The organism is Burkholderia sp. AU33803 (genome assembly GCF_002223095.1).
Lineage (GTDB): Bacteria > Pseudomonadota > Gammaproteobacteria > Burkholderiales > Burkholderiaceae > Burkholderia.
Genome location: NZ_NKFJ01000004.1, coordinates 96,011 through 108,866, shown reverse-complemented (window position 1 = coordinate 108,866; position 12,856 = coordinate 96,011). Strand labels below are relative to the sequence as shown.

Here is a 12,856-nt window from a genome sequence, read left to right as displayed (position 1 = left end):
GGCTGCCGTCAGGCAGCCGGAGCCGGGCGTTGCCGTTGCGTCAGGCCGCGCAGGCCGGCTCGAACTCGAGCGCCCACGCGCGCTCGAGCGGGATCTCGTCGCAATTGGGCTGCGGCCCGCCGCGATCGACGATCACGAAATCGCTGACCGCGTCGAGCGCGAGCAGCGGATGGTGCCAGACGCCCTTCGCATAATTCACGCCCTGCCAGCCTTGCGCGAGGAACGCGCGCATCGCGTCCGGCCGGAATTCGCCCGCGGGCGCGACGACGATCGCGTAGCGCGACACGGCCGCGAGCGGGATGAATGCCTGGCTGCCGTGCGGATGGCGCTCCATCAGCGTGACCGCGACCGGCAGCGTACGCGGCTGCGCGCGGAACACGCTGACGAGCGGGCGGCCGCCGTCCGCGCACACGTCGATCGTCGCGAGATCGTGGAAGCGCTCGGTCGTGCCGCCGTTGATCGGAAAATGCCGCGCGCCTTCGAGCGCGATCACGTCGCCGAACGGCGCGAACGCTTCGCGCGTCAGGCGCTCGACGCGCAGGATCCGGGATTCGCTCATGCCGTTGCCCTCCTTCAAGCCGGCTCGCCCCACAGACGCAGGCGCGACACGCCGCCGTCCGGGAAGATGTTGAAACGCACGTGCGTGACGGGGCCGAGCGCGGCAAGCTGGTCGAACGTGTGGACGTGGTCCATCTGCAGCTTCTGCTCGCCGAGCAGTTCGGCCCAGAACATCGCCTGCGTGACGAGCGAATCGTCGGTGCCGCCCGCGACCCGCGCGGCCTGCAGCGAGCAGCGGTCGGGGAAATTGCCCTTGAAGAACGCGGTATCGACCTCGACGCGCCGGATGATGCCCGGCCGCGCGAGCGCGACGATCGCCCAGTCGTTGCCGGGCTCGCGGCGGCGCCGCGTTTCCCAGCCGTCGCCCATGTTCACGCCGCGCCCCGGCATCAGCATCTGCGACGCCGGGCCGAAGTGCTGGTTGTTCGCCGCCACCAGGTAGCCGCCGTTCTCGATCGCCGCGAGATCGACGAGCTCGCCGGCCGGCACCTGGCGCCAGTCGCGCTGCGGCTGGCCGTACACGCGCAGCCGGGCAAGGCCGCCGTCCGGGTACAGGTTCACGCGCAGGTGCGTATAGGGCTGCGCATCGTCGACACTCACGTAGTGATGCGAATTGCCCTGCAGCGTCGTCGCCGGGACGATCGGGCGCCATTGCGCGTCATCAGGCGGCGTGTCGCCTTCGGCGACGCACGCGTCGATCGACGCGGCCGGCGGGAAGTTGCCGGTGAAATGGCTCGTATCGAGGTCGACGCCGTGGATCACGCCCGGCCGCGCGAGCCGCACCACGCAGAAGTCGTGGCCGGTCGTGCGCTTGCGGCGCGTTTCCCAGCCGTCCATCCACTTGCCGTGGTCGTCGTACTTGCCGGGGATGAACACGGCCGGCTCGGGATTGAGCATGCGCTCCTTCGGCGCGAAGAATTCGTCGCTGGCAAAGAGCGCCTGCGCCCCGAGGCGCGGGTCGGCGAGGTTCATGTAGCGCCGCGTGAAGGCCGGCGCATTCGGATCGAGGATGGGGGCTGCCATGTCGTCTCCTGATGTGGGATCGCGTGCCGGCGCATCGAGGCGCCGGCCGCATGCATTCGGGTGCGCGGAACGACCAGGGGAAGCCGCCCCGCGCGGGGGTGCGCTCAGAGCGCGTGAGCCTGGTCGCCGGCGACCGGGGCCGCGCGGCCTTCCTCTTCGGCCGGCACGTAGCGCAGCTCGCGATTCAGCACGCGGGTCGCGCGGGCACGATCGATGTCGTTCTCCCACACCGCGACGACCACCGTCGCGACGCAGTTGCCGATCAGGTTGGTCAGCGCGCGGGCGATGCCGACGAACCAGTCGACCGGCAGGATCAGCACGAGGCCGAGCACCGGAATCGCGGGGATCGCCGACAGCGTCGCCGCGAGGATCACGATCGCCGAGCCCGGGATCCCGTGCGCGCCCTTCGACGTGACGAGCGACACGAGCAGCACGACGATCAGGTCATGCGTCGACAGCGGCGTGTTGGTGGCCTGCGCGATGAACAGCACGGCGAGCGTCAGGTAGATCGAGAAGCCGTCGAGGTTGAACGAATAGCCGGTCGGGATCACGAGGCCGACCGTCGAATCCTTCACGCCCATGTATTCGAGCTTGCGCATCACCTGCGGCAGCACCGCGTCCGACGACGCCGTGCCGAGCACGATCGACAGCTCCTCGCGCAGGTAGCGGATCAGCTTGAACACCGAGAAGCCCGCGAGCCGCATCACGACGCCGAGCACGACCGTGACGAACACGAAGCAGCTCAGGTAGAACACCGCGACCAGGTAGCCGAGCTGCTTGAGCGACGCGACGCCGTACTTGCCGGTCGTGAACGCGATCGCGCCGAGCACGCCGAGCGGCGCGAGCTTGATGATGAAGCCGATGATCCGGAAGAACACGTGCGACAGTTCCTCGATCAGCGAGTTGACGCGCTGCGCCTTGTCGCCGAGCAGCGACAGCGCGGAGCCGAACAGCACCGCGAACACGAGGATCTGCAGGATGTCGCCCTTCGCGAACGCGTCGATCGCGGTCTCGGGGATGATCTTCATCAGGTAGCCGGCCGTGTCCTTCAGGCTTTCGGCGTTCTTCGCGTACGTCGCGAGCGACGACGCGTCGAGCGAGCGCAGGTCGATGTTCATCCCGACGCCCGGGCGCGTGAGCCACGCGAGCACGAGGCCGATGCCGAGCGCGAGCGTCGTCATGATCTCGAAGTAGATCACGGCCTTCAGGCCGACCCGGCCGACCTTCTTCAGGTCGCCCGCGTTGGCCATCCCGCTGACCACCACGCAGAACACGATCGGCCCGATCACCATCTTGATCAGCTTCAGGAAGCCGTCGCCGAGCGGTCGCAGCGACTCGGCGAAATGCGGGAAGAACGCGCCGAGCGCGATCCCTAGAATCAATGCGACGACTACCCGGCCAAACAGCGAATTGAGGAATTTCGACACGGCGCTCTCCCGATCCAACGGTTGCAGTTTCGTCTGTTCATACTGGTAAGACCAGTGATGTTATGGTGGATAGTAGGAAGCCGATATAGTCGCGTCAAGGACGGACAAAATAGGGATTTCCCGCCCCTGCCCGCCCGGTTTCGATGCACCGGGCAAGGTCGGGTCGTGGCTTTCCCGTAGGCCGGCCATGCACCGCCTGCGTGCGGATTACAATGCCGGTCAGACCGGCCCAAGTTCACATCATGAAAAACGTTCCGCATACCGTGACCGACGCCGCCATCGCGACGATCCGCGACCGGATCGAGGCAGGCGTTTATCCGGTCGGCAGCCTGCTGCCGGCCCAGCGCCAGCTCTCCGAGGAGCTGGAGATCAGCCGCGCGTCGCTGCGCGAGGCGCTGTCGACGCTCGAGGCGCTCGGGATGCTGCGCATCCGCGCCGGCAAGGGCGTGTATGTCGAAAGCGCGCAGGCCACGGCCGCGCATGCATGGCGCTTCGCCGAGCAGTCGTCGCCGCCCGACACGTACCAGATGCGCTACGCGCTCGAAGGGTTCGCCGCGCGGATGGCCGCGCACGTCGTCAGCGACGACGACATCGCGTGGTTCGAGGACAACCTCGCCGACCTGCACGTCGCGCTCACCGAAAGCGCACTCGACGCGGCATCGCAGCTCGACTTCGACTTCCACATGCGGATCATCCACCTCGCCGGCAACGCGGCGATCGAATCGGTGCTGCGCAGCAGCGCGGACATCATGAAGGAAAGCCAGCGCATGCCGTTCTACCGGCGCGAGCTGCTGCTGTCGACGTGGCAGGAGCACCGCGCGATCGTCGACGCGCTGATCGCGCGCGATGCGGGCGCCGCCGGCATCGCGATCGAAACGCACATCGCGAACGCCGCGCAGCGCGCGGGCATCTTCTTCCCGACCCCGCGCACATGACGGCCCGGGCGGCCGCGCGTCGCGCGCGCCGCCCGGTCTTGCCGGTCAACCTCCCGACGGATCCCGATACGCGAGCGCACGCTCGATGAACGCACGCGCCGCGACGCTGCGGTACGCGCCCTTGCGCGTGAGCAGCGCGGCCGTGCGCGCGGGCAGCGGCGGATCGATCTCCAGCGCGCACAGGTCGGCGCTCTCGCGCGCGACCGCGTCGGGCAGCACCGTCGCGAGCCGGCCGCACCGCACGAGCTCCAGCACCGCGCTGACCGTATTCGTCTCGATCGCGATCTTCGGCTGCGCGCCGTGCTCGATGAAATACCGGTCGATGCGCTCGCGCGTCGCGAACGCGCGGCTCAGCAGCACCAGCGGCTCGCCGCCGAGCTCGGCAGGCGTCAGCGCACGGCGGCGCCGCGCGAGACGGTGCGTGCGGCCCGTCACGAGCGCGAGCGGCTCGTCCCATAGCGGCAGCGCGTCGATGTCCGGCGCGCGCGGCGGCATGAACGCGAAGCCCGCGTCGAGCCGGTCGTCGGCGAGCAGCGCCTCGATGCGCGCCTGCGGCATCGCATCGATCGTCAGCGCGATGTTCGGATGGTCGGCATGGAACGCGTCGATCAGTGAGCCGCTCAGGTAGGCCGCGAAGGTCGGCATCATCGCGAGCCGCAGCGACCCGCTGCCGAGATCGGCGACGTCGTGCAGCGCGCGCTGCCCCGCCTCGAGCTCGTGCAGCGCGGCGCGCGCATGGCGCGCATAGACTTCGCCGAACTCGGTGAGCTGCACCGTGCGGCCCGAGCGGTCGAACAACGGCACGCCGAGCGTGTCCTCGAGCTGGCGCACCTGCTGCGACAGCGTCGGCTGCGAGACGTGCAGCGCGTCGGCCGCGCGCGTGAAACTGCGCTGCTCGGCGACGGCCAGGAAATAGCGGATGTGGCGCAGGAGCATGGCGGCGGAGGTATTGGTTTTGCCAATGAAGCGCATAACGATCCAGTCTTGGACGCTATGGTTCGATTCCCGCATCATACGCACATCCGTTCCCGTGCATGACCGCTGTCACCACACCGGAACGGCTCGCCCGGGCCCGCCCTGCCTCCGCCCGCCGCACGACGATCCGCCGCCCGCCCGATCCGGGCCCGGCCGCGATCCGCCCGGCGCGCATCGGCTCACCGCCGATCCGTCGACGCCGGCCCCGATTTCCGTCACCTCGCGCAACCGACGGCTCCGTGCCGCCGGCCGGCGCCGCTGTTTTTCGCGACCATGGAACCGCATCACGACACCCACCCTCCCCTGACCCGCGCCATGACGCTGCTGTTCGCCTGCGCGTGCGGCATCGTCATCGGCAACATCTATTACGCTCAGCCGCTGCTCGCCGCAATCGCGCGCAGCTTCGGGCGCGCGCCGACCGAGCTCGGCTATCTCGTCACGCTGACCCAGCTCGGCTATGCGGCGAGCCTGCTGCTGATCGTCCCGCTCGGCGACGCGGTCAACCGTCATACGCTGATCGTACGGCTGCTGATGCTCAACGTCGTCGCGCTGGTCGCGGTCACGTTCAGCACGAACTTCACGATGTTCGTCGTCGCGAACGTCGCGGTCGGCTTCGTCACCTGTTCGACGCAGCTGCTCGTGCCGTTCGCCGCATCGCTCGCCGATGCGCGCTCGCGCGGCCGCGCGGTCGGCACCGTGATGAGCGGGCTGCTGCTCGGCATCCTGCTCGCGCGCGTCGCGGCCGGTGCGATCGCCGACGGGTTCGGCTGGCGTGCGGTGTACGGCATCGCGGCGGTGATGGTGGCTGCCCTGACCGTCGTGCTCGCCGTGAAGCTGCCGAAGGATCGCCGCGATGCGCGCCTCGACTATGCGGCGTTGATGAAGTCGCTCGTCGCGCTGGTGCGCGCACAACCGCTGATCGCACTGCGCTCGACCTACGGCGCGCTCGTGTTCGCGTGCTTCAGCCTGCTGTGGACGGGCCTCACGTTCCTGCTCAGCCAGCCGCCGTACAGCTATTCCGAAGGGCAGATCGGCCTGTTCGGCATCGTCGGCGCGGTGGGCGCGCTCGCGGCGACGTCGGCCGGCCGGCTCGTCGATCGCGGCCACGGCAATGCGGCGACGGGGCTGTTCGCGGCGGCCGTGCTCGCGTCGTTCGCGCTGATCGCCACCGGCGCGCATTCGCTCGCGGCGCTGATCGCGGGCATCCTGCTGCTCGACGTCGGCGTGCAAGGCATGCACATCTCCAACCAGAGCGTGATCTATGCGCTGGCCGGCAACGCGCGCAGCCGCGTGACGACGATCTACCTGACGAGCTACTTCATCGGCGGCGCATTCGGGTCGTTCGCGGCGAGCGTCGCGTACGGCATCGACGGCTGGCGCGGCGTGTGCATCGCGGGCGCTGCGCTTGCCGGCGTGCTGATCGCGCTGTGGCTCGCGTCGCAGCGCGTCGGCGTGCGGCAGGTCACGCAGTAACGCAGTAGCGCAGTAGCGCGTGTTCGCTGCACGACGAAAAAAGGCACGCCGCGCAAATCGCGGGCGTGCCTTTTTGATGGCGTCGAGTCCGTCCGTCGCGCGCTAGCGCGTGATCGTCACGCGGCCTCGTCCGCGAAGTCGATCAGCACCTTCATCGCGCGCTGCCGGTCACCGGCCAGTTCGAACGCGAGGTTCGCATCGCGCATCGGGAACACGCGCGTGACGGCCGGGCGCAGGTCGACGCGTCCCGCGTTGATCAACTGCACCGCGAGCGCGAATTCCGCATGAAAACGGAACGACCCGCAGATCGACAGTTCCTTCGCGACCACGACGTTCTGCGGCAGGCTGACATCGCCGCCGAGCCCGAGCTGCACGACGACCCCACGCGGACGCATCACGTCCAGCCCGTCACGCAGCGCGCGCGCATTGCCCGAACACTCGATCATCACGTCGAACGTGCCCTTGTCGGCGCCGTAGCGCTCGACCCAGCCGGCATCGGCCGCCGCATTGATCGTGCGGTCGGCGCCAAGGGCGCTCGCCACGGCCAGCGGCGCCTCGACGACGTCGGTCGCGACGATCTCCGCCGCGCCGTGCACGCGCGCCGCTGCCACCGCCAGCACGCCGATCGGCCCGCAGCCCGACACCAGCACGCGCTTGCCGATCAGCGGACCCGCGCGCGACACCGCATGCAGCCCGACCGCGAACGGTTCGGCGAGCGCAGCGAGCGACAGCGGCACGTGGTCGGCAACCTTCACGCACTGCACCGCGTCGCACACGAGCGCGTTGCGGAACGCGCCCTGCACGTGCGGCATCCGCATCGCACTGCCGTAGAAGCGCATGTCGAGACACTGGTTCGGCAGCCCTTCGAGGCAATAGCGGCACGCGCCGCACGGCCGGCTCGGATTGACCGCGACACGATCGCCGACCTTCACCGACGTCACGTCCGGCGCGACTTCCGCGACCGTGCCGGCGACCTCGTGGCCGAGCACCATCGGCTGCTGCAGCCGGATCGCGCCGAAACCGCCGTGCCGGAAGTAATGGAGATCGGAGCCGCAGATGCCGCCCATCGCGACCTCGACGCGCACCTGGCCCGGGCCGATCTCGCCCGCGTCCTGCTCTTCGACCCGCAGGTCGTTCGGCCCGTGGATCACGACACACATGCAACGCATACGCATGACAGCCTCCTTGTCAGACGGCACTGGTCAAGCCGCCGTCGACGAACAGCGTCTGGCCGTTCACGAAATCGGACGCGGCCGACGCGAGGAAGATCGCCGCGCCGCACAGCTCGTCGACGCGCCCCCAGCGGCCGGCCGGCGTGCGCTTGCACAGCCAGTCCGAGAACGCCGCGTCGTCGACCAGCGCACGGTTGAGCTCGGTTTCGAAATAGCCGGGCGCGAGGCCGTTCGCCTGGATGCCGTGGCGCGCCCAGTCGGCGCACATCCCTTTCGTCAGCATCCGCACCGCACCCTTGGTCGCCGCATACGGCGCGATCGTCGGCCGTGCGAGCTCGCTCTGCACCGAGCAGATGTTGATGATCTTGCCGCGGCCGCGCGCGATCATGTGCCGCGCGACCGCCTGCGCGACGTTGAACACGCCGTCGAGGTTCACGCGCATCAGCGCATGCCAGTCGTCGGGGTCGAACGCATCGAGCGGTGCGCGGCGCTGGATGCCCGCATTGTTCACGAGGATGTCGATCGCGCCGACGCGCGCCTCGACATCGTCGATCGCCGCGCGCACCTGCGCGTGCTCGGCAACGTCGAATACCGCGTAGTCGGCCGTGAAGCCTGCCTCGCGCAGATGCTGCACGAGCGCTGCGGCCTTCTCCTCATTGCGATCGTTGATGACGATCGCCGCTCCCGCTTCGGCCAGCCCGCGGGCGAGCGTCAGCCCGATCCCGCGCCCGGAACCGGTAATCAATGCGCGGCGGCCGTCGAGGCGGAACCGTTCAAGCGCGTGGGTCATGCGTGTCTCCTCGTGCCAGTCGAGCCGGCGGCCCATTGCGGCCGGTCTCGCGTTGACCGTATCTTCGGCTGCCGGCCGGGCGCGCGCCAATGGTCTTTATTGATCCGGTTATCATGAAACTTGATCACCGCCCTCGCCTGCCCGCCGCCCATGGAACTCAAGCAATTGCGCGCCTTCGTCACGCTCGCGGAAGAGCTGCATTTCGGACGCGCCGCGCAGCGCCTGTTCATCGTGCAGCCTGCGCTGAGCATGCAGATCAAGGCGCTCGAGGAAGAACTCGGCGCGCGCCTGTTCGAGCGCGACCGGCACAAGGTCGAACTGAGCGACACAGGGCGCGTGTTCCTGCCCGAAGCGCGCGCCACGCTGCAGCAGGCCGCGCGCGCGGAACAGCTGGCGCGGCTGTCGAGCCGCGGCGAGATCGGCACGCTGCGGATCGCGTTCGTGTCGTCGGTGCTGCCCGCGCTGCTGCCGGCCGTGCTGCGCACGATGCGCGAGCGCTATCCGCTGATCACGCTCGAGCTGAAGGACCTGCCGACACCCGACCAGATCGCCGCGCTGCGCGACCGGCGGATCGATTTCGGGATGATCCGGCTGCCGGCCGCGTATGCGGGCATCGACACGCGCGTGGTGCTCGAGGAAGGTTTCGTCGTCGCGCTGCCGCTCGACCACCCGCTCGCCGTGCACGATGCGATCGCGCCGGCCGCGCTGCGCGGCCAGCCCGCGTTCGTGCTCGCGCGCCGCTACGCGCCGGGCTTTCACGACGACATGCTGCTCGCGCTGAGCCGCGCGGGCACGACGCTCGAGATCGCGCAGGAGTTCGGGGAATTCACGACGATGCTCGCGCTCGTCGCGGCGGGGATGGGCATCGGGCTGATTCCGGCGGAGGCCGCCAGCGCGCTGCCGCCGAACGTGCTCGCGCGGCCGCTCGACCTGGCCGGGCACCGCACCGGCATCGGCCTCGCGTGGACCGACCTCGACAGCCCGCTGAAGCGGGCGTTCGTCGCCGCGCTCGAGCAGGTGACGGCCGCATCGAGCCATAACGGCGGGCCATAAAAAAGCCCGGCCGGAAAAACCGGGCCGGGCTCGTTCGCCGCGCAGGCCGCCTTGCGGCGGCCGCGCAACGTGCGGGATTACTTCGCGTTCGCGAATGCGACAGCCGTATCCAGCATGCGGTTCGAGAAACCCCACTCGTTGTCGTACCAGCTCGACACCTTCACGAGGCGGCCCGACACCTTGGTCAGCGTGGCGTCGAACGTCGACGAAGCCGGGTTGTGGTTGAAGTCGATCGACACCAGCGGTGCGTCGTTGTAGCCGAGGATACCCTTCAGCGCGCCTTCCGATGCTTCCTTCATGATCGCGTTGACTTCCTCGACCGTCGTGTCGCGCTTCGCGATGAACGACAGGTCGACGATCGACACGTTGATCGTCGGGACGCGGATCGCGTAGCCGTCGAGCTTGCCGTTCAGTTCCGGCAGCACGAGGCCGACGGCCGAAGCAGCGCCCGTCTTCGTCGGGATCTGGCTGTGCGTGGCCGAACGCGCGCGGCGCAGGTCTTCGTGATAGACGTCCGTCAGCACCTGGTCGTTCGTGTACGCGTGGATCGTCGTCATCAGGCCGGTTTCGAGGCCGATCTTGTCGTTCAGCGGCTTGACGAGCGGCGCGAGGCAGTTCGTCGTGCACGATGCGTTCGAGATGACGGTGTGCTCGGCCTTCAGCACGTCGTGGTTCACGCCGTAGACGATCGTCGCGTCGACATCCTTGCCGCCCGGTGCCGAGATGATCACCTTCTTCGCGCCGCCCTTCAGGTGCGCGCTGGCCTTTTCCTTCGTCGTGAAGAAGCCCGTGCATTCCATCACGACGTCGACGCCCAGCTCGCCCCACGGCAGTTCGGCCGGGTTGCGGTTCGCCAGCACGCGGATCTTGTCGCCGTTCACGACGAGGTAGTCGCCGTCGACCGACACTTCACCCGGGAACTTGCCGTGCGCGGTGTCGTACTGGGTCAGGTGCGCGTTGGTCTTCGCATCGCCCAGATCGTTGATCGCGACGATCTCGATGTCGTGCTTCTTGCCGTTCTCGTAGAACGCGCGCAGCGTATTGCGGCCGATGCGGCCGTAGCCGTTGATTGCGACGCGAATCGTCATGGTCTATCTCCTGATGGCTGAAAAAATTCGTTTCGTGCAGCTTCACGGTGCGACGCGCGCGAGGGGTGGCGCGCGTCGCGTCTGTCTCTTTAGGCCAGCACGGCCTTGGCGGTCTCGACGACGTGCTCGACGGTGAAGCCGAAGTACTTGAACAGCACGCCGGCCGGCGCCGATTCGCCGAACGTGTCGATCCCGACGACGCCGCCTTCGAGGCCGACGTACTTGTGCCAGAAGCTCGTCACGCCCGCTTCGATCGCGACGCGGCGCACGCCGTGCGGCAGCACGCGCTCACGGTATTCGGCGTCCTGGCGGTCGAACACGTTGGTCGACGGCATCGACACGACACGTGCCGCGATGCCTTGCTGCGCGAGCGGCTCGACGGCCTTCATCGCGAGTTCGACTTCCGAGCCCGTCGCGATCAGGATGATCTTGCGCGCGACGATCTCGTCGTCCCAGTCCTTCAGCACGTAGCCGCCCTTCTCGATGTTCGCGATCTGCGCATCGGTACGCGGGTTGAACGCCAGGTTCTGGCGGCTGAAGATCAGGCTCGACGGACGGTCGGCAGCGACCGCGTGGGTCCAGGCGACGGCCGTCTCGACCGTGTCGGCCGGACGCCATACGTCGTGGTTCGGAATCAGGCGCAGGCTCGACACGTGCTCGATCGACTGGTGCGTCGGGCCGTCTTCGCCGAGGCCGATCGAATCGTGCGTGAACACGAAGATCGACGGCACCTTCATCAGCGCCGCCACGCGCAGCGCGTTGCGGCTGTAGTCGGAGAACGTCAGGAACGTGCCGCCGAACGGCTTGTGGCCGCCGTGCAGCGCGAGGCCGTTGATCGCGGCGCTCATGCCGAATTCGCGCACGCCGTAGTTGATGTGGTTGCCCAGCTGGACGCCCGGGCCTTCCGGATTCGCACGGACGGCCTTCGATGCCTTCCAGTTGGTCAGGTTCGAGCCGGTCAGGTCGGCCGAGCCGCCGAGCAGTTCGGGTAGGGCGGCAGCCAGGCCTTCGATCGCCTGCTGCGACGCCTTGCGGGTCGCCACCGTCTCGCCACGCTCGTTCGCGCCGGCGATGATCGCCGCAGCCTTTTCAGCCCAGTCCGCCGGCAGCCGGTTGGCCATCCGGCGCTCGAATTCCGCAGCTTCTGCCGGGAACTTCGCGCGATAGGCCGCGAACGTCGCATCCCATTCGCTTTCCGCGCGCTTGCCGGCTTCCTTCGCGTCCCATGCCGCGTAGACTTCCTGCGGAATCACGAACGGTTCCCAGGTCCAGCCGAGCGCCGCGCGCGTCTTCGCGATTTCTTCCGCGCCGAGCGCCGCGCCGTGCACGTCGTGGCCGCCGGCCTTGGTCGCCGCGCCCTGGCCGATCACCGTCTTGCAGCAGATCAGCGTCGGCTTGTCCGACAGCTTCGCCTTCGCGATGGCTGCGTCGACCGCGTCGACGTCATGGCCGTTCACGTTCGGGATCACGTTCCAGCCGTACGCTTCGAAACGCTTCGGGGTGTCGTCGTGGAACCAGTTCACGACGTCGCCGTCGATCGAGATGCCGTTGTCGTCGTACAGCGCGATCAGCTTGTTCAGCTTCAGCGTGCCGGCGAGCGAGCAGGCTTCGTGCGAGATGCCTTCCATCAGGCAGCCGTCGCCGAGGAACACGTACGTGTGGTGATCGACGATCTTCGCGCCGTCACGGTTGAACTCGTCGGCCATCAGCGCTTCGCCGAGCGCCATGCCGACCGCGTTCGCGAGACCCTGGCCGAGCGGGCCGGTGGTCGTCTCGACGCCCGGCGTGATGCCGTATTCCGGGTGGCCCGGCGTCTTCGAGTGCAGCTGGCGGAAATTCTTCAGCTCTTCGATCGGCAGGTCGTAGCCGGTCAGATGCAGCAGCGAGTACAGCAGCATCGAGCCATGGCCGTTCGACAGCACGAAGCGGTCGCGGTCTGCCCAGTGCGGGTTCGTCGGGTTGTGCTTCAGATGGCGCGACCAGAGCGCGACGCCGATTTCGGCCATGCCCATCGGCATGCCGGGGTGGCCGGAGTTCGCTTGCTGGACGGCGTCCATTGCGAGCGCACGGATCGCATTGGCCATCAGGGTGGTGGAGGCGGGAGACGAAGTCGTCATGTCGAGTCCGGAGAACGAGTCGAGGAAACGGGGGCACGGCGGCATCCGGAAGCTCGAGCGTCAATCGTTCCCGGCGCGCGGTGCGGCGCCTGACGGACGCGAAGCGGACGGAGCCTACGGACGGGGCTGCAAAGCTCGTCATTTTAACAGATGGGCTGACATTTCCCTTGTCGGCGAGTAGTGTTCCGGCACGGTTTTCCGTCAAACCGCCCGCCTCCTATAATTCAGACGTCGGAACTGCCAGC

The 12,856-nt window shown here is 68.4% G+C and carries 11 protein-coding genes; 3 read left to right on the top strand and 8 right to left on the bottom strand.

What is annotated here, in order from left to right:
• Nucleotides 1-40 precede the first annotated feature (40 nt).
• The 3 genes from CFB41_RS02910 to CFB41_RS02900 form a co-directional block, all read right to left on the bottom strand.
• Entirely contained in the window at nt 41-559 is a 519-nt protein-coding gene (locus tag CFB41_RS02910) for an ureidoglycolate lyase (protein ID WP_089456540.1), read from the bottom strand.
• 14 nt (nt 560-573) lie between these two features.
• On the bottom strand, nt 574-1,581 hold the full coding sequence (gene alc / locus CFB41_RS02905; protein WP_089439217.1) for an allantoicase: 1,008 nt from the start codon (nt 1,579-1,581) through the stop codon (nt 574-576).
• Between the two features lie 104 nt (nt 1,582-1,685).
• Nucleotides 1,686-3,008, bottom strand: a complete 1,323-nt coding sequence (locus CFB41_RS02900; protein WP_089440347.1) for a C4-dicarboxylate transporter DctA — start codon at nt 3,006-3,008, stop codon at nt 1,686-1,688.
• 212 nt (nt 3,009-3,220) lie between these two features.
• Between CFB41_RS02900 and CFB41_RS02895 the strand changes: the two genes are divergently transcribed.
• Entirely contained in the window at nt 3,221-3,943 is a 723-nt protein-coding gene (locus tag CFB41_RS02895) for a FadR/GntR family transcriptional regulator (protein WP_089439216.1), read from the top strand.
• Between the two features lie 45 nt (nt 3,944-3,988).
• Here CFB41_RS02895 and cynR read toward each other — a convergent pair whose 3' ends face one another.
• Nucleotides 3,989-4,879: a transcriptional regulator CynR gene (cynR, locus tag CFB41_RS02890; RefSeq protein ID WP_089456539.1), complete on the bottom strand. Its 891-nt coding sequence runs from the start codon at nt 4,877-4,879 to the stop codon at nt 3,989-3,991.
• Nucleotides 4,880-5,191: 312 nt separating this feature from the next.
• Between cynR and CFB41_RS02885 the strand changes: the two genes are divergently transcribed.
• Complete coding sequence (locus tag CFB41_RS02885; protein WP_089455572.1) at nt 5,192-6,391, top strand: MFS transporter; 1,200 nt, start codon at nt 5,192-5,194, stop codon at nt 6,389-6,391.
• Between the two features lie 116 nt (nt 6,392-6,507).
• On the opposite strand, the gene CFB41_RS02880 is transcribed toward CFB41_RS02885, so the two are convergent.
• Together CFB41_RS02880 and CFB41_RS02875 are read right to left on the bottom strand one after the other, a co-directional pair.
• Entirely contained in the window at nt 6,508-7,566 is a 1,059-nt protein-coding gene (locus CFB41_RS02880; protein ID WP_089455571.1) for an L-idonate 5-dehydrogenase, read from the bottom strand.
• Nucleotides 7,567-7,579: 13 nt separating this feature from the next.
• Nucleotides 7,580-8,353, bottom strand: a complete 774-nt coding sequence (locus CFB41_RS02875; protein WP_089456538.1) for an SDR family NAD(P)-dependent oxidoreductase — start codon at nt 8,351-8,353, stop codon at nt 7,580-7,582.
• 150 nt (nt 8,354-8,503) lie between these two features.
• Here CFB41_RS02875 and CFB41_RS02870 point away from each other — a divergent pair, with 150 nt between their 5' ends.
• Nucleotides 8,504-9,406: a LysR family transcriptional regulator gene (locus tag CFB41_RS02870; protein WP_089439213.1), complete on the top strand. Its 903-nt coding sequence runs from the start codon at nt 8,504-8,506 to the stop codon at nt 9,404-9,406.
• A gap of 77 nt (nt 9,407-9,483) precedes the next feature.
• On the opposite strand, the gene gap is transcribed toward CFB41_RS02870, so the two are convergent.
• Nucleotides 9,484-10,494: a type I glyceraldehyde-3-phosphate dehydrogenase gene (gene gap / locus CFB41_RS02865; protein ID WP_059500962.1), complete on the bottom strand. Its 1,011-nt coding sequence runs from the start codon at nt 10,492-10,494 to the stop codon at nt 9,484-9,486.
• An 89-nt stretch (nt 10,495-10,583) separates the two neighbouring features.
• Complete coding sequence (gene tkt, locus CFB41_RS02860; RefSeq protein ID WP_089439212.1) at nt 10,584-12,656, bottom strand: transketolase; 2,073 nt, start codon at nt 12,654-12,656, stop codon at nt 10,584-10,586.
• Nucleotides 12,657-12,856 lie beyond the last annotated feature (200 nt).

Excerpts from the sequence above, each read along its gene's own strand:
- alc (WP_089439217.1), bottom strand. The coding sequence starts at position 1,581 with ATGGCAGCCCCCATCCTCGATCCGAATGCGCCGGCCTTCACGCGGCGC.
- gap (WP_059500962.1), bottom strand. The coding sequence starts at position 10,494 with ATGACGATTCGCGTCGCAATCAACGGCTACGGCCGCATCGGCCGCAAT.
- CFB41_RS02875 (WP_089456538.1), bottom strand. The coding sequence starts at position 8,353 with ATGACCCACGCGCTTGAACGGTTCCGCCTCGACGGCCGCCGCGCATTG.
- tkt (WP_089439212.1), bottom strand. The coding sequence starts at position 12,656 with ATGCCGCCGTGCCCCCGTTTCCTCGACTCGTTCTCCGGACTCGACATG.
- CFB41_RS02885 (WP_089455572.1), top strand. The coding sequence starts at position 5,192 with ATGGAACCGCATCACGACACCCACCCTCCCCTGACCCGCGCCATGACG.
- cynR (WP_089456539.1), bottom strand. The coding sequence starts at position 4,879 with ATGCTCCTGCGCCACATCCGCTATTTCCTGGCCGTCGCCGAGCAGCGC.
- CFB41_RS02910 (WP_089456540.1), bottom strand. The coding sequence starts at position 559 with ATGAGCGAATCCCGGATCCTGCGCGTCGAGCGCCTGACGCGCGAAGCG.
- CFB41_RS02870 (WP_089439213.1), top strand. The coding sequence starts at position 8,504 with ATGGAACTCAAGCAATTGCGCGCCTTCGTCACGCTCGCGGAAGAGCTG.
- CFB41_RS02895 (WP_089439216.1), top strand. The coding sequence starts at position 3,221 with ATGCCGGTCAGACCGGCCCAAGTTCACATCATGAAAAACGTTCCGCAT.
- CFB41_RS02880 (WP_089455571.1), bottom strand. The coding sequence starts at position 7,566 with ATGCGTATGCGTTGCATGTGTGTCGTGATCCACGGGCCGAACGACCTG.